Below are 15,467 nucleotides of genomic sequence, written 5' to 3'. Positions count from 1 at the left end.
ATTTTAATGTTTATCGTTTTTAATACTTATCGTTTTTAATACTTATCGTTTTTAATGTATGTCGCTTTTAATTAGGTATGCCACTGAATGTCAAAAAACCAAAATCTTACCAACCATTTTTTGATAGCGTCGCCCAATATTGACGGCGGGATTTTCTATCAATCCTTGGTCTATATTTGCCGTCAAGACCAACAAGGCACGTTAGGGCTGGTAATTAACAAACCTATCGAAACTAGCAACGTCGCCAAATTGTTTGAAGAATTAAATATTGATGTGACCATCAGCGACCTGCACCGAAAATTACCCTTAGATGGAGGCCCTATGAACCCGGAAGTTGGGTTTGTGCTGCATACGGGACAGCCCGATTGGGTATCTTCGTTTGCCATCACCGAAAACGTCTGTATCACCACTAGCAAGGATATTTTACAAAGTATCGCCAATGGTCAAGGCGTTGAGCATTTTGAGCTTTGTCTGGGTCATGCTAGCTGGGGAAAAGGGCAGCTAGAAGAAGAAATTAACCAAGGCGATTGGTTTGTTTTGCCGGCATCAATGGGGCTATTGTTTGATATCGAACATCAGACTCGCTGGCAAGTCGCCGCTCAGCAGTTGGGCGTTGATTTTAACAAACTAAGTACGGATATCGGGCATGCTTAACCTAAATAAGCCGCAATATACCCATCACACCCAAACTATCGAAACGGTGATGGGGCTTGATTTTGGCATCGCAAAAATGGGTATCGCTTTGGGCAATACCTTAACCCAAACCGCAAGCCCGTTGATGCAGTTTAAAATGGATAATGGCAAACCCAATTGGGATGAATTGCTAAAAATTATCGAGTCATGGCAAGTAAGTACCATTATCATCGGTTTGCCACTGAATATGGATGGCACTGCATCTGAGCTTGGCAATCGTGCCAAAAAATTTGCTCGTAGGCTCAAGCACCAGCTCGAGGAAGCGCATCGACCACGCCCGATTATTTTGGCGGATGAGCGCTTAACTAGCCGTGAAGCCAAAAGTTTGGCTTGGGAATATGGGTTAATCAAAAGTGACAAAGAGCCGATTGATAGTATCGCCTCAGCGATTATGCTTGGCAGTTGGCTTAGAAGTGGCGAAGGAGCGCTGTTATCATGACTCAATTAAACGCGCCTGCTACGCCAATGACCAAAGGCTTTTCTGCCCCTGTTCTTGGTTTGATTGAGCACGCACAGCGACTCAACAAATGGTCAATTTATCTGGTTTATTTGGCAATTGCGCTATTTTTATTATTTGGTACCCTAAAGAGCTTGTCACAGTTTAAGCACAGTCAAACAATTTATACTTTGTTTCATTGGGTGCCTTATGGACTCGTTGGACTCACCATACCGCTATCCTGCTATGTGGCGTTTATTTTATACCGTTACCGTTTAAGCCAGCCAAGCATGCTTGCGCTGTGTATCGGTATGGGATTTGGCTTGTTTGTTATCAGTAGCTATGTTGCCCTAGCCGCCTGGATTGGGGTGGCGTTTATGTTTAAAGCCAATTTAACCCGTTTTTTTAATTTTATCCAAGAAAGTCGAAAAACAGAGACTCAACATGCCTGATGCCAATTACCAACTCGATACCCAAGGGCTGATTTGCCCAGAGCCTATTATGCTGCTGCATAAAACCGTTCGTAAAGCGCAGTCGGGAGAGGTGATTCACGTCATCGCCACTGACCCTGCGACCACGCGCGATATCCCCAATTTTTGTCGCCATCTGGGGCATGAACTTATTGAGCAGCAAGACATCATCAACCCCCAACAACACCAAAACCCCGATCCGTATGCCAATGTGTATCATTACTGGATTAAGAAAAAAGCTGGTTAAAAAAACGACCCCTTATCCCGAGATTTCAAGTCATTTATGTCCCAAGTCGCCGCGCGCCAACCCCGCCAAGTCAAAGCCTTACACCTTGATGATGAGCCCAGTTATATTCAGCAGTTTCGCCAAGAATTGCTAACCCGGGGACTTGCCACCAATACGCGCAATGCTTATATTCGTGACTTGATGCTGTGCGAAACCACCTGTAGCAAAGCTATCACCCGTTGGGATGCCAGTGACGTGTTAGCTTGCCTAGCGGCGCTCTATAAACAAGGCAAAACAGCGCGCAGCCAAGCGCGTGCCTTATCATCGCTTAAACAGTTTTTTTTATGGCAAATCAACGCCAATCAGCGTGATGACAACCCGTGTGAGCATATCAAAACCCCAAAACTTGGACGTGCGCTGCCCAAAGATTTATCCGAAAGTGATGTCGACGCCCTACTCGCCAGCCCAGACACATCGACCCCATTGGGCATGCGTGACCAAGCCATGTTTGAAGTGCTGTATGCCTGTGGGCTACGTGTCTCTGAGCTTATTCATTTATCGTTAAGTGAAGTCAATCTCAATGCTGGCTGGTTACAGGTTACCGGTAAAGGCGATAAGACTCGGTTGGTACCCCTTGGCGAAGTGGCGATTGATGTATTGACCGATTATTTGACCCTGGCGCGACCGCAATTATGTATCATGAAAAATGGGCGAGAAAGTCGCTGCCAAGCGGTATTTTTGACCCAACAAGGCGGCTACATGACCCGCCAAAACTTTTGGTATGTCATTAAACGCTACGCCAAGCAAGCCGGCATCGAAAGCGAAATTTCTCCACATACCTTACGTCATGCCTTTGCCACCCATTTGCTCAATCACGGCGCTGACTTGCGCAGTGTACAGATGTTATTGGGTCACAGCGATTTATCAACCACCCAGATCTATACCCATGTGGCTACGGCAAGACTGCAACAGCTGCATCAGCTGCATCATCCGCGCGCTTAGGGCTGTTTGTTTATAGACAAATTTTTTGAAACCCATAAATCATAAAATCGGTCGTAAAGCGCATTGACCCTGCCTGCTCGCAGCGGTCGATTAATGCCTCACGTCTGGCTGGCTGCGCCCGAAAAGCATAGGGCGTCATCGTCAATAAATCTTGTAACTGCGTAGCGGTAAGCGAAATGGTGGTTTCCACCCGCGTTTGCTTAACCAACTCAAAATACGGTGCTAATTCATCGATAAATTTGTCTGAGTCGTGCGCCACGATTTGTTCAAATAGCCCATCACGCATCTCAATCAAGTGATTGACGGCGGGCTTGGCAATCACTACAAAGCCTTGGTCGCTGACCAACCGATGAAATTCATCCGCCAAAATCGGGCTAAAAATACTGGTCAACATACTCACCGCCTGATTGGCCAATGGTACTTGCGAAGCAGATGCCACTAAACAATATTTTTGCGTGGTCGTGCTAATTGGTTTAAGTCGTTTGGCAGTAGCAAGTACGGCAGGTTTGCTGATATCAAGCGCGACTAACTTACTTGGGTTAAGCTGTAAAAATCGCTCAGTGTAATAGCCTTCGCCACAACCAATGTCTAGCCAATTTACCGATGGTTGGGAGGATAATAGCCCTTTGCAAAAGTCATACAGCCCATCTTGCAGCGACTGATAAAACCCCGCTTGCAAAAAACGACGCCGCGCCATAATCGACTCATCACTATCGCCAGGGTTTTTGCTATGCTTATTTTGCACCGGCAGTAGATTTACATACCCTTGTTTGGCAACATCAAAGCCATGTTGCCGCTGCTGCGGATTTTCACCCGTGCATTGCCAAACTTTTTCACCCACCTTTAGCGGACTTTGGCAAATCGGGCAGCGAAAATTTGCAGAAAATGTCGAAGGGAGTGCCACCATAAAAATATCTCAAAAACAACTATTAACAACCCAAAGCGTGTAACCCGCTGTAACTGCGCAACATCAGTCGTCTATCAGACTTTGCAAAATCATAATATCTTCATGCACTTGCCCCATTTTTGGTTGCAGTGCCTCAGGTATTTTTAATGCCAGTGCTGAATCTGCCATCGGATGCTGCTGTGATGTGCAGGTTGATGCAGGGATGGCAAATATAAAAATTATAGCATATTTAATTTTTTGCACATGGGCAAATAAATACAGACAAAAAAAATGACATCCGAAGATGCCATTTGATGCAAAGCGCCGTTCGGACGTAGCAAAGTTAGCGAAGTTTCAACGTCATCAGCCCTAAGATCACCAAGACAATGGTAATAATCCAAAAACGGGTAACCACTTGGGTTTCTTTCCAGCCGCCTTCTTCAAAATGGTGATGCAGCGGCGCCATGCGAAAGATGCGTTTTTTACGAAGTTTGTAAGAGCCTACTTGTAGCATGACCGATACCGCTTCTGCCACAAATAAACCACCCATGATGAACAGCACAATCTCTTGGCGCGTCATCACGGCAATGGTGCCAAGCATCGCGCCTAAGGCTAATGCACCAACATCACCCATAAACACTTGGGCGGGATGCGCGTTAAACCATAAAAACCCAAGTCCTGCGCCAACCATGGCACCACACACCACTGTCACATCGCTATTATAAGCAATATAGGGCACGTGGAGATATTCAGCAAAGCGAAAATCCCCTGACACATAAGCAAACACCCCTAAACCTGCGGCGACCAACACCACAGGAAAAATGGCAAGACCATCCAAACCATCGGTTAAGTTGACCGCATTTGAGGTGCCATTAATCACAAAATAGGTAAAGATAATAAACGCCAAACCCAATGGTACAGCGGAGAAAGGAATCGACACGTTTTTAAATAACGGAATCAATAAATCTTGCATGGCATGAGCTGTCGCCACATGCGGCTGCTGACTGGCAATCCAGTACAAGGACACACCCACAAATAAAGCGCCAACTGACAACCAAAAATATTTTTTGCGTGCAATCAAGCCTTTTGGGTCTTTATATTTGATTTTTAGCCAGTCATCTGCCCAGCCCACCGCGCCAAAAATCACCAACACCACCATCAAAATCCATACGTAGGGGTTGGCTAGATTCGCCCACAGTAGCGTGGTTACCAAAATACTGCCCAAAATCAAAATTCCGCCCATGGTGGGTGTGCCTGTTTTGGCAAGGTGACTTTGTGGACCGTCGTTACGAATGGCTTGTCCATATTTGAGCGCCCGCAACCGTTCAATGACACGACCACCAAACACCATACTGATACCCAACGCAGTCAGCACCGCTAATAAAACACGTAAGGTCAGCGATGACACAGCCGAAAATGGGGAATAAAATTGGCTTAGCCATTCAAATAACCACAATAGCACGAGTGGACTCCTTAGAGGGTTCTGGGTAAAAACAGGGGCTTAAGGTCCCTGTCATTATCATGATGAAATAAATGAAAACTCGCTATGAAAACTCACTATGAAAACCGTATCACTTGCTCTCATAATCAAAAACCCATCATGAAAAGTTGACTATTTTAAGTAAAAATTCACAAAAAATCAGCCAATTTTTATCGAATGGCTGATGAAAGCGCTGTTTTTAGCTAGGATGGCTGACGGGTTAACTCGTCAATTATTTGCTCCATTCTCATATAGCGCGAGCCTTTAAACAAGATATGCCAGGCGTCATCACTACTCGCTAAGGTATCTTTGATCGCCGCAAGTAGGGATGCTTTATCTGGGTATGCCTGTGCTTGCATGCCGGATGCTTGCGCTTGCGCGACGGTAACAGGCGTTAACTCCCCCACCGTATACAGCACAGTCACGCCCGAGGCGGCAATAGCCTCACCTAGCTTGCGATGCTCCTCTTGGGCAGCGTCACCCAACTCACCAATATCGCCCAACACCAACAGGGTTGGCGTACCTTGACTCACCAACACTTGCGTGGCAGCAACGACGGCACTGGGATTGGCATTATAAGTGTCATCAATTAAAGTATGTTTACCAAACTCAATAAAATTGAGTCGACCTTTGGCAGGCTTGGCGGCATCGAGTCCTTTGGCGATATCATCAATCGACAGCCCCAAGGCTTGCGCACAGGCCGCGGCGGCTAAGGCATTGCTGATGTTGTGTTCACCTGCAAAGTTTAAAGTGACGTTTTGGCTTTCGATTTCATCAATTTCAAAATTGAAATTTAGGCTAAAGGTGCTAGTATTACCGACTTCCACATCATCGGCAAACACATCGCCCATCAGTAGCACCGTATCTTCATCTGTTAAGCCAATTTCTTTGGCTTGTTGCATATCCACGTCAGCATCCGCCAAGGACACGTCACGCTCGCCAAAGGTGAGAATATTTTGGGTAAATTGTTGCGCATTGTTGAGTAGCGTATCAAAATAATCATCACCAAATGGCACAATCGCTGTACCTGTGTCACTTAATCCTTGATAAATCTCAGATTTGGTCTTAGCGATATTATCACGCCCACCAAATTCCCCCAAATGTGCCGTGCCGATATTGAGCACACAAGCGACATCGGGTTTGACAAGCTGGGTGGTATAAGCGATCTCTCCGACATGATTGGCGCCAAGCTCCATCACGGCGTAACGATGGTCGTCGGTCAGCTCTAGTAGCATCATCGGCACGCCCAAATCATTGTTGAGATTACCGCGAGTGATAAGTGTCGGCGCAATACGGTTTAAAATACTGCCAAGCATTTCTTTGGCGGTGGTTTTACCACTAGAGCCTGTAATCGCGACGACTTTTAGATTGGGATGTTGGTCACGTCGGTAAGCACCTAATTTGCCGAGTGCCAGTTTGGTGTCAGTCACTACGAGTTGCGGCAAGTCACTTTCGACTGCACGACTGACAATCGCTAAGACCGCGCCTTTATCTTTGGCAGTTTTTACATAATCATGTCCGTCAAAGTTATCGCCTTGGATGGCTAAAAAGATATCGCCTTGTTCGATTTTGCGGGTATCGGTGATAATTCTTGTGGATGTCTGGGTAAAATCACTGTGAAAGGTTGGGTTTAGATCTTTTAGCGCTTCGGTTAGGTTGGCAGATTGCCAAATATATGCAGTCATTGTCGTCTCTTTATTCGGGTCTCTTTATTGGGGTCTCTTTATAGTTTATTACTAGCGAATCTCGTCATCTTGCCCATCATTACGCACCCATAATTTCTTGATTCCTACAGGAGCGAGCAACAACACTTCGCAATTTTTGGGGCGCGTTGCCAGTTCAAACTCACGGAATTTTTTCATATTATATAGACGCGGGCTATCGCCAAGTAGCAGTTGCCAGATAAGCATGCCAATCCACATGCCGTGGGTAAATACTAGATAGGTGCCATCGGGCAAGGCGTCAAAATACGCGCGCACCTTTTTTACTCGCTCAACAAACTGCTCAAAACTGTCCGTCAGCTCACTGGCTCGGTGCGCAGAATGCTGTTGCCAAAAATCATCGGCAATCACACGGATGTCATCAAATGACAAATCCTTGATGGTGTCAAAATCCAAAAAGTTAAATTCGTGCAATTCGTCGATGACAGTGGCTGTGCGCTTAGTAATTTGTAGATAAGGCTGAGCCGTTTGCTGGGTGCGAAGATACTGAGAGACAAAAATCTCGGTGACTGACTCGCTGATATGGTCAGTGAGCCAATCCGCCAATGCTTGTGCTTGCGTCTTGCCAACGTCAGTAAGATTGATGGCATGATTGGGGCGCACCGCTTGCCCTGCATTGGACTCGCTTTGGGCATGACGGATTAGGTAGATTTTTTTCATGATGCTAGGCTAAGTTATTTGCCAAATTTGTCAATGGCATTTTTTACCACCACTTTATCATCAAAGTCGTGGCGTACCCCTTTGATTTCTTGATAGGTTTCATGCCCTTTGCCTGCAATCACCACGATATCGTTAGGCTTGGCATGTTGCACCGCATATTCAATCGCCTTTTGACGGTCTGGCTCGATAATGGCTTGATAGTGCTGCTCACAAGTCATGCCCGCTTGCATATCGTTCAAAATCGCATTGGGGTCTTCACTGCGTGGGTTATCGGCAGTCAAAATCACTTTGTCAGCTAGGCGCAGTCCTGCTTGCGCCATCAGTGGACGTTTACCCTTATCACGGTCGCCACCACAGCCAAATACTGCCCACAGCTCACCTGTACAGTGCGATTTTAAACTGGTCAACACCTGCTCTAGCGCATCTGGCGTATGCGCATAATCCACGATAAAACAGCTGCCGGTCGATGGCACCCGATCCATACGACCTGTGGCGCCGCGAAGCGTTGGCACTGCCGCTTGGATTTGCGCCACACCCAATCCCATCGCGGCACTTTGCGATAACGCTAAGGCGCCTGCGATACTCGCCAGCAAATTGGCCACATTAAATCGCCCTAACAGTGGACTATTCACCGTTAATTCACCTTGTGGCGTGACAGCTTTTGAAAGAGCAATGGTCAAATCACCCCCTTGCAAGCTAGGCAGGATAGTTTTGGCAAAAAAATCGGCTTGCTCATTGGTCAAGCTATACGTCCACACGGTTAAATGGGATGCGTTGGCTGCCTCAATCATCAACGCACTAAATTCATCATCTAAATTAATAATCGCGTGAGTGAGGGTGGGAAAATGTGCTTTATCAAACAGTCGCGCTTTCGCCTGCGCATAATCGTCCATGTCAGTATGATAGTCGAGATGATCACGACTTAAATTGGTAAAAATCGCCACATTGATGGGTACCCCTTGCAGCCGCTGTTGATGTAACCCGTGAGAGCTGGCTTCAATGGCTAAGGCTTGTACGCCTTGCTTGGCAAAATCATCAATCGCATGTTGCAGATTAAAGACTTCTAGGGTGGTGTGGGTACTTGGGGTCAAATTTGGCAAAACCCCATTGCCTGCCGTGCCCATGACCGCAGTTTTGATGCCCGATTGACTGATGAGTTGGGCGACCAGTTGGCTTACCGTGGTCTTGCCATTGGTGCCTGTCACCGCGATGACCGCCGGTAACTTGGTGGGATGTTGCTGTTGCAAACTGGTTTGAATCAAAGAACCTAAAAAATCACGAATGGTGGGCAAATAAATAATCGGCAACATAAACTGCGACTGGATCGCGGATACATCAATTTCTGACAACACAAACACCGCTTTGTCTGTGACTTGGGCAAGATAACCTGCAACTTTTTCCAAATCGAGGCTGTCGGTCGCGTTTTGACTCTTTAGCAATACAAATACATCGCCCTGACCCACTTGACGGCTATCGACCACAAACTGCCCAAATGGTTGATTCATGACAGGGTTTAACAGTTGTCGCACGCTTTCTGGTAGCGATAGCGCAGACATCATCGCTTGCAACGTAATCATAGCTTTTTCCATAGGGTTGTTATAAGTCATTGACACTTTCGATGCTGGTGGCAGTGGTTTCTTTACCTGACAGCGGCTTGTCAAACGGCACATTGTACAAACGCAAGGCTTCTTTCATCACACTGCGGAACACGGGCGCTGCCACCAAACCACCAAATTTGTTAACACGCGGGTCTTCAACCATGATAGCCACCACAAAACGTGGGTTAGAAGCAGGGGCAATACCGACAAACGCGGTGCGGTATTGGTCATCATAGTAGCCGCCTTTGGGATTGGTACGTCTTGCCGTACCGGTTTTACCCGCCACACGATAGCCATCGATAGCGGCTAAGGTTGCCGTACCACCAGGCTCAGTGACTGACGTCATCATATCGACAATGGTAAGTGCATCGCTGTTTTTGATGACTTGCTTGGCGGCAGGTTTGGCAAAAGGGACGGAGACATTATTGGTACTACTGCTATTGAGTGCGTTATCACGGGTACTTTTAAGGAGCGTCAACGGATGCATCACGCCCCCTGCACCTAGCACACTGTAAGCTTGCGCAAGCTGCGCTAGCGTGACTTGTAGACCATAACCGTATGACACAGTTGCGCGGCGTGCGATTTCATTTTGCTCAGGCGTTGGCACTAGACCTGCAGATTCACCGGGTAATTTTAGGTTGGTTTTTGCGCCAAACCCAAAGGCTTTTTGTGTATCACTCATCGCGGTGGCAGGCAAAGAAAGGGCAATTTTTGCTGAGCCGATATTACTCGATTTTTGCAGTAGGGTACGCAAACTAATGGTACCTAAATTGCCATGGTCGCGAATAGTATGCCCTTGCACCACCATGCTACCTGGACTGGTATTAATCATCGAATTGGCATTGTATTGTCCTGACTTTAAGCCCGTAGCAACGGTGATGGGTTTCATCACCGAACCTGGTTCAAATACATCCATCAAGGCATGGTTACGCTGGTTTTCATTGGATAAGCTATTTAAGTCATTGGCGTTAAACGACGGCCAGTTGGACATCGCCATCACTTCACCGGAGTTGACATCGACAATCATGCCCGCTGCCCAGCGCGCTTGCTGCACACGTCCAACTTTTTCAAGTTCTTGGTACAAGATATATTGTAGCCGTGAATCAACGGTTAATTGTAAATCCTTGCCAGCGACTTCAGGTTTGACTTGTTCGATTTCTTTAATGCTGTTGTTTTTGGCATCACGCATGACCATGACTTCGCCATCTTTGCCTGATAGCATGTCATTAAATACGCGCTCTACCCCTGCTTGCCCTTGATAATGCGTGCCATCTGTCATGTTGGTACGCGCCATAAAGCCCAATAATTGGGCATTCGGCTGTGGCTGTGGATAGTAGCGCTGATAAAACGTGTCGGTACTGACCCCAGCAAAATTGGCATCGATAAGCGGCTGTGCTGCTTCAGGTTGCACATTTTTCATTAATGGAAAATAATGCGACCCTGCGCCCGTGGGCAATACAGCTTTGATTGCCTCTTTATCGGCAAGATTGATGTTGTCATTGATACGCACCGCATTTTTAAATTCGCTGACGCTAATGCCTGTCAATGCCGAAAGTTTGGCTAAATCCATGTTCTGCAAGCGTTTTGCAACGCGCTCAAGCTCACGATTGACCGATTTACTCGGTTTAGACTTTTGCAGGTCTTGTTGGCGCGCTTTGAGCTCATAGTATTCAACCGCATATTCATGCGGACTAAAGTACGCCGAGGTTAACGGGGCTGAAATCGCAAGCGGCATGTTATTGCGGTCGGTAATCATGCCCCGGTAAGACGGCTCTTTTTTGACGGTGGTAATGAGCGAATTACCTTTACCTTGATAGTAAGATTTATTAATGACTTGGATGTATGCCAATCGTCCAAAAATCGCCACAAACACCAGCCCCATCGCTATCCAAATGGACTTAAAGCGAATAGCATCTTCTTCAATACTGCCTTGGCGTGAGGCACCACTACGACGCTTTGACGCATTGATTTTAGGGGCAGTGACTTTGAGCACAGGCACTTTGGTGGGTCGCCCTGACATGGCATTGGCAACTTTGGTGGTTATCGATTTTTTATTGCGAGTATTCACGCGGTTGCCTCATCAATGCTGCGTTTCTGGATTGATAGCTGGAGTGTTTGACTCGTTGCTGCTGGCGTCACTAGTAAATACCGTGACTTTATTGTCGTGAATAATCATACGATCGGACAAGTTAGGGTAAAACATATTGAGTTCAGTCACCGCGCGGTTGGTCACTTGCGGGGTAGCGCTAAAGGTTTGCTGCTCAATCAGCATGCGTTGGTGTTCCATTTGCAGCTGGCGAAATTGTTTTTTGAGTTTTTGCAGCTCGCCATATTGTTGATGATAAGTTTGGATTTGCTCGACGACGCTCACCCCTGTCCACAAAATCGCAATCACTAATAGCATCATCGCAACCGTATATAGACTAACGCCGCGATACTCAGTATCGAGCATCTCGCTAATACTGGCACCCAAGCCTTCACTGCTTTTTTTTATCGTCGTGTTATTCTTTACCGTTGCGTGGTTATTTTTGGCGGAGAAAAGACGCGTTTTTTTCGGCGAATTTTGGTTATCGCGGCCATTCGGCATGGGATTACTCGTCATGGGAGGCAGGGGCTGAGATTTTGGCATTTTTATATCAAAGAGCTTTTTATATCAAAGAGCAGGGTATCAAAATAAAACAAGTCATTATAACGCAACCCATCTAAGTTTGGTTAATGCAATCGTTTTTTATTGTTTGTTATAAATATCATGTTACAAAAACGGCGACTTTTACAGTCGGGTGGCGGAACGAAGCCAAGCACTTCTGGCGCGCGGGTTGGTTTTTATTTCCGTATCCAACGGAGCGACACGCTCAGGTTTAGATAAGAGCTTGGGGCGTTTGGGTGGCATCGGCAAATTGGCATCTTCAGGATATTGACCTTTACTGTGTTTTTGCAAAAACTGCTTGATGATACGGTCTTCTAGCGAATGAAAACTAATCACCGCCAAGCGTCCTCCTATCTTAAGCGCCATGATCGATTGATCCAAAAAGCTGTCAATATCACCGAGTTCATTATTGATAAAAATACGCATGGCTTGAAAACTTTGGGTGGCAGGGTGCTTGCCTTTTTGCCAATTGGGATGCGCCTGTTTGATGGTTTCTGCCAGCGCCAGGGTAGAATCGTAGTGTTCCATTTGTTTGATTGCCCTTGCAATACGGCGACTGTGTCGTTCTTCGCCATAGTTATACAGCACATCGGCAAGCACGGTTTCATCCACGCGTTTTAACCATTGGGCGACCGATTCGCCGCGGGTGGTATCCATGCGCATATCCACTGCCCCATCGCGCATAAAGCTAAAGCCGCGGCTACCGTCATCAAGCTGCGGCGAGGACACGCCCAAATCTGCCATAATCCCATCGACCTGTTCAATCCCTAATCGCTGTAGATTTTCTTGCAGCTTGGCAAAACTATCATGAATCACTATCACGCGCGCATCACTGGCTGCCAATGCTTGCGCCGTTTGTATGGCTTGGGGGTCTTTATCAAAAACAAGCAGACGACTGTCTTTATTCAAATAAGTTAACAGCAATCGGCTGTGCCCACCGCGCCCAAATGTCGCATCGACAAAGGTGCCCGTTTTTTTGACGGTTTCTGCTGCTAACTGCGCTACAGTTACATTGAGCACACTTGCCACCGTTTCTTTTAGCAAAACAGTTTCATGGATAAATTCAGGTGCGCTAATGGTCATAACAGGCTCAATGGGACAATAAGAAAAAAGAAATTCGCTAAACAATCGCTAGGGTAAAACAAATAAAAATCATAATTTATCTAATCCCCTATTATCGCTGAAGCGGGCCTAGGGTCAAGTAAAATCATAACCTTGGCTAAGTTTTATGATAAAAATGCTCATCTTTGATAAAACCTACCGATAAAAAAGACGGTCATAAAACCGTCGTTAATATTCGTTAATGTTCAATAATATTAAAGGGGTGCTTAATCGTCATAGCCATTAGGGTTTTGGCTTTGCCAACGCCAGGTGTCGGTACACATACGCTCGATATCAAACTCAGCTTGCCAGCCCAACAGATGCTTGGCTTTATCACTACTGGCATAACAACTGGCAATGTCGCCAGGTCGTCTTGGTGCTACGCTATAAGGCACGGGTTGACCAGTGGTTTTGATAAAGGCATTGACCAATTCTAATACAGATGTTCCTTTACCTGTACCCAAGTTAATCGGCTCAAATCCGAGCTGGGTTTGGTGTTCCAAATACTGTAAAGCGGCGACATGCCCTTTTGCCAAATCAACCACATGGATGTAATCTCGCACGCCTGTCCCATCCACGGTATCATAATCATTGCCAAACACGCTTAACTGCGGCAGCTTACCCACTGCCACTTGGCTGACATACGGCATCAAATTGTTTGGAATGCCATTTGGATTTTCACCTATGGTTCCGGTATGGTAGGCACCAATGGGATTAAAATAGCGCAGTGAAATTAATTGCCAATGGTTATCTGATTTTGCCAAGTCTTCGAGCATATGTTCAATCATCAGCTTGCTTTGCCCATACGGATTGGTCGCAGAACGCGGTGAGGATTCGACAATCGGTAAGGCTTCTGGGTCACCATACACGGTTGCTGATGACGAGAAAATCAAGTTTTTTACTTGGGAGTTTTTCATCGCATCGAGTAGATTGAGCGTGCCTGCGACATTGTTTTGATAATACCACAGTGGCTTGGCAACCGATTCACCGACCGCCTTTAGCCCTGCAAAATGAATTACCGCAGTGAAGTCATGCGCGGCAAAGGTTTTGGCAAGCAGCTGTGTGTCCAAAATATCGCCTTCGATAAACTCAATGGACTGCCCTACAATTTGCTGGACACGCGCCAACGAATTTTGGCTACTATTGGATAAATTATCATACACTACAGGGGTGAATCCTGCGGCAATTAGCTCAATTAATGTATGCGAGCCAATATAACCTGCCCCGCCCGTGACTAAGATTTTTTTGCTTTGATTGGTCATTGTTTTGCCTATTTTTTACAGCCTATACCCGTATAAAAACCAACGAGCTGCTGAATTTGTGGTTCGGTTAACGTATTTTTTGCATCAAAAATGGGTAATGCAATGTTATTTAAACGATTGATATCCGGCTTGATCGGTAGCGACCAATTGACAATAAACAACGCTTGCACTTGTGTAAGCGGCGCATAGGCATCGTCGGTCAAGGAAAACAGCGGATGATTACCGTATAACTCTAACAATTCTTCTTTGGTATTGTTGGCATACACAATCGTCTTGATATTGTATGACCATAACAATTTAATGAGTGGGTGAAACGCTGAATGGGTGGTGCGTCCTGTACCATTACGATAGCCTGAACCCCAAATCATCACCGTTTTGTTTTCGATAAAGCCATCAAAATATTGCCAAAATTCACGGAAAATCAGTTCTTTTTGGTCTTCATTAATGGATTTTACCGCCTCGAGCAGCGATGTCTCTACTTGATTGTGCTTAAAACCATCAATCAAAAAATCCAATTCCAGCGGCAATGACTTGCCACCAAAGCCCCAACCCGCTTTGAGATAATCTTTACCAATGCGTTTATCAAGCCCAAGGATTTGCTCAACTTGTTTGATATTGACCTGTTCACTGGCGGCGAGACGCGCCATTTCGTTCATGAAAGACAAGCGTGTTGCTAGCATTCCCATGATACTACTGCGCGCAAATTCTGCCGTTTTGATATCCGTAATAAAGTGCTTGTCACTTTTTTCAATAAAGAACAGCAAAATGTTGTTGTGCGCGCTACTGCCTTGCGTTTTTTCACCAATCAGTGCCAAATCGGCTTGGAAAAAAGAACTAAAATTCGCCCCGTCTTTCATAAAAATAAACGGAAGATAATACACCCAAGTAGTCGTCAATTTGCGCGCGAATTGTTCAATCTCACCCATGGCTTTGACACCGCTGATGATAATCTGGGTCGTTGGGTTAAAATGAAATGAGCCAAATTGCTCAAGCGCCTGCGCTGATACACCATCGACAAACAACCAAATATCATCTGCGCTGACATAGGCTGAAAAATCATGGGTTGGCAAAGGCTGGGTAATGATGTTGCCTTGAGATTGGTACAACTGCCACAGCAGCACCATCTGCCGATCAAACTGGTAATCATTCATGACCTGCTGAAGGCTATCTTCATCGGTCAATAGCCTGACTTGATATTCAAGGGTGGCAAGCAAAATACAGGCATTGATGGATTCATTGGTACTGCCAATTATATATACAGTTTTTGTCATTATTTTCTTCTTTT

The 15,467-nt window shown here is 46.0% G+C and carries 15 protein-coding genes; 5 read left to right on the top strand and 10 right to left on the bottom strand.

All coding sequences use genetic code 11. The annotated features are described in order from the left end of the window. Positions 1-87: 87 nt before the first annotated feature. From RT064_RS04435 to xerD, 5 genes are read left to right on the top strand one after another with little or no spacing between them, the layout of a single operon-like run. Complete coding sequence (locus tag RT064_RS04435; RefSeq protein WP_313061914.1) at positions 88-654, top strand: YqgE/AlgH family protein; 567 nt, start codon at positions 88-90, stop codon at positions 652-654. Next, positions 647-1,132 (top strand): Holliday junction resolvase RuvX, encoded by a 486-nt coding sequence (ruvX, locus tag RT064_RS04430; RefSeq protein WP_313061911.1) that lies wholly within the window; start codon positions 647-649, stop codon positions 1,130-1,132. The genes RT064_RS04435 and ruvX overlap by 8 nt, the downstream gene beginning before the upstream one ends. After that, positions 1,129-1,581 carry a hypothetical protein gene (locus tag RT064_RS04425; RefSeq protein WP_313061908.1) on the top strand — a complete coding sequence of 151 codons (453 nt, stop codon included), beginning with the start codon at positions 1,129-1,131 and terminating at the stop codon, positions 1,579-1,581. The genes ruvX and RT064_RS04425 overlap by 4 nt, the downstream gene beginning before the upstream one ends. Continuing rightward, entirely contained in the window at positions 1,574-1,846 is a 273-nt protein-coding gene (gene tusA / locus RT064_RS04420; RefSeq protein ID WP_050324895.1) for a sulfurtransferase TusA, read from the top strand. Before RT064_RS04425 ends, tusA begins: the two co-directional genes overlap by 8 nt. Positions 1,847-1,882: 36 nt before the next feature. After that, the gene (xerD, locus tag RT064_RS04415; protein WP_313061903.1) at positions 1,883-2,827 is read left to right on the top strand and encodes a site-specific tyrosine recombinase XerD; all 945 of its coding nucleotides are present in this window, start codon (positions 1,883-1,885) and stop codon (positions 2,825-2,827) included. A gap of 10 nt (positions 2,828-2,837) precedes the next feature. On the opposite strand, the gene RT064_RS04410 is transcribed toward xerD, so the two are convergent. The 10 genes from RT064_RS04410 to RT064_RS04365 all read right to left on the bottom strand — a co-directional run bounded on the left by RT064_RS04410 (position 2,838) and on the right by RT064_RS04365 (position 15,453). Next, complete coding sequence (locus tag RT064_RS04410; RefSeq protein WP_313061901.1) at positions 2,838-3,734, bottom strand: putative RNA methyltransferase; 897 nt, start codon at positions 3,732-3,734, stop codon at positions 2,838-2,840. Positions 3,735-4,056: 322 nt separating this feature from the next. Next, positions 4,057-5,175 carry a phospho-N-acetylmuramoyl-pentapeptide-transferase gene (gene mraY, locus RT064_RS04405; protein WP_313061898.1) on the bottom strand — a complete coding sequence of 373 codons (1,119 nt, stop codon included), beginning with the start codon at positions 5,173-5,175 and terminating at the stop codon, positions 4,057-4,059. Positions 5,176-5,396: 221 nt separating this feature from the next. After that, complete coding sequence (locus RT064_RS04400) at positions 5,397-6,878, bottom strand: UDP-N-acetylmuramoyl-tripeptide--D-alanyl-D-alanine ligase (RefSeq protein ID WP_313061896.1); 1,482 nt, start codon at positions 6,876-6,878, stop codon at positions 5,397-5,399. 51 nt (positions 6,879-6,929) lie between these two features. Further along, positions 6,930-7,574, bottom strand: a complete 645-nt coding sequence (locus RT064_RS04395; protein WP_313061894.1) for a histidine phosphatase family protein — start codon at positions 7,572-7,574, stop codon at positions 6,930-6,932. A 14-nt stretch (positions 7,575-7,588) separates the two neighbouring features. Further along, complete coding sequence (locus RT064_RS04390) at positions 7,589-9,151, bottom strand: UDP-N-acetylmuramoyl-L-alanyl-D-glutamate--2,6-diaminopimelate ligase (protein WP_313061892.1); 1,563 nt, start codon at positions 9,149-9,151, stop codon at positions 7,589-7,591. Positions 9,152-9,170: 19 nt separating this feature from the next. Beyond that, positions 9,171-11,240 carry a peptidoglycan D,D-transpeptidase FtsI family protein gene (locus RT064_RS04385; protein ID WP_313061890.1) on the bottom strand — a complete coding sequence of 690 codons (2,070 nt, stop codon included), beginning with the start codon at positions 11,238-11,240 and terminating at the stop codon, positions 9,171-9,173. A 12-nt stretch (positions 11,241-11,252) separates the two neighbouring features. After that, on the bottom strand, positions 11,253-11,801 hold the full coding sequence (ftsL, locus tag RT064_RS04380) for a cell division protein FtsL (protein WP_313061888.1): 549 nt from the start codon (positions 11,799-11,801) through the stop codon (positions 11,253-11,255). Positions 11,802-11,942: 141 nt separating this feature from the next. Beyond that, complete coding sequence (gene rsmH, locus RT064_RS04375) at positions 11,943-12,902, bottom strand: 16S rRNA (cytosine(1402)-N(4))-methyltransferase RsmH (protein WP_313061885.1); 960 nt, start codon at positions 12,900-12,902, stop codon at positions 11,943-11,945. Positions 12,903-13,147: 245 nt separating this feature from the next. After that, a complete protein-coding gene (galE, locus tag RT064_RS04370; RefSeq protein ID WP_313061883.1) occupies positions 13,148-14,182 on the bottom strand; it encodes a UDP-glucose 4-epimerase GalE in 1,035 nt (344 codons plus the stop codon). 8 nt (positions 14,183-14,190) lie between these two features. Then, positions 14,191-15,453 carry a UDP-glucose 6-dehydrogenase gene (locus tag RT064_RS04365; protein WP_313061880.1) on the bottom strand — a complete coding sequence of 421 codons (1,263 nt, stop codon included), beginning with the start codon at positions 15,451-15,453 and terminating at the stop codon, positions 14,191-14,193. Positions 15,454-15,467: the final 14 nt, after the last annotated feature.

The organism is Moraxella sp. CTOTU49097 (assembly GCF_032064105.1).
Taxonomy (GTDB): domain Bacteria; phylum Pseudomonadota; class Gammaproteobacteria; order Pseudomonadales; family Moraxellaceae; genus Faucicola; species Faucicola osloensis_B.
This window is presented reverse-complemented; position numbering and strand designations above follow the sequence as displayed.

Excerpts from the sequence above, each read along its gene's own strand:
- galE (WP_313061883.1), bottom strand. The coding sequence starts at position 14,182 with ATGACCAATCAAAGCAAAAAAATCTTAGTCACGGGCGGGGCAGGTTAT.
- RT064_RS04365 (WP_313061880.1), bottom strand. The coding sequence starts at position 15,453 with ATGACAAAAACTGTATATATAATTGGCAGTACCAATGAATCCATCAAT.
- rsmH (WP_313061885.1), bottom strand. The coding sequence starts at position 12,902 with ATGACCATTAGCGCACCTGAATTTATCCATGAAACTGTTTTGCTAAAA.
- RT064_RS04435 (WP_313061914.1), top strand. The coding sequence starts at position 88 with ATGTCAAAAAACCAAAATCTTACCAACCATTTTTTGATAGCGTCGCCC.
- RT064_RS04395 (WP_313061894.1), bottom strand. The coding sequence starts at position 7,574 with ATGAAAAAAATCTACCTAATCCGTCATGCCCAAAGCGAGTCCAATGCA.
- tusA (WP_050324895.1), top strand. The coding sequence starts at position 1,574 with ATGCCTGATGCCAATTACCAACTCGATACCCAAGGGCTGATTTGCCCA.
- xerD (WP_313061903.1), top strand. The coding sequence starts at position 1,883 with ATGTCCCAAGTCGCCGCGCGCCAACCCCGCCAAGTCAAAGCCTTACAC.
- RT064_RS04390 (WP_313061892.1), bottom strand. The coding sequence starts at position 9,151 with ATGATTACGTTGCAAGCGATGATGTCTGCGCTATCGCTACCAGAAAGC.
- RT064_RS04425 (WP_313061908.1), top strand. The coding sequence starts at position 1,129 with ATGACTCAATTAAACGCGCCTGCTACGCCAATGACCAAAGGCTTTTCT.
- ruvX (WP_313061911.1), top strand. The coding sequence starts at position 647 with ATGCTTAACCTAAATAAGCCGCAATATACCCATCACACCCAAACTATC.
- RT064_RS04400 (WP_313061896.1), bottom strand. The coding sequence starts at position 6,878 with ATGACTGCATATATTTGGCAATCTGCCAACCTAACCGAAGCGCTAAAA.
- ftsL (WP_313061888.1), bottom strand. The coding sequence starts at position 11,801 with ATGCCAAAATCTCAGCCCCTGCCTCCCATGACGAGTAATCCCATGCCG.
- RT064_RS04410 (WP_313061901.1), bottom strand. The coding sequence starts at position 3,734 with ATGGTGGCACTCCCTTCGACATTTTCTGCAAATTTTCGCTGCCCGATT.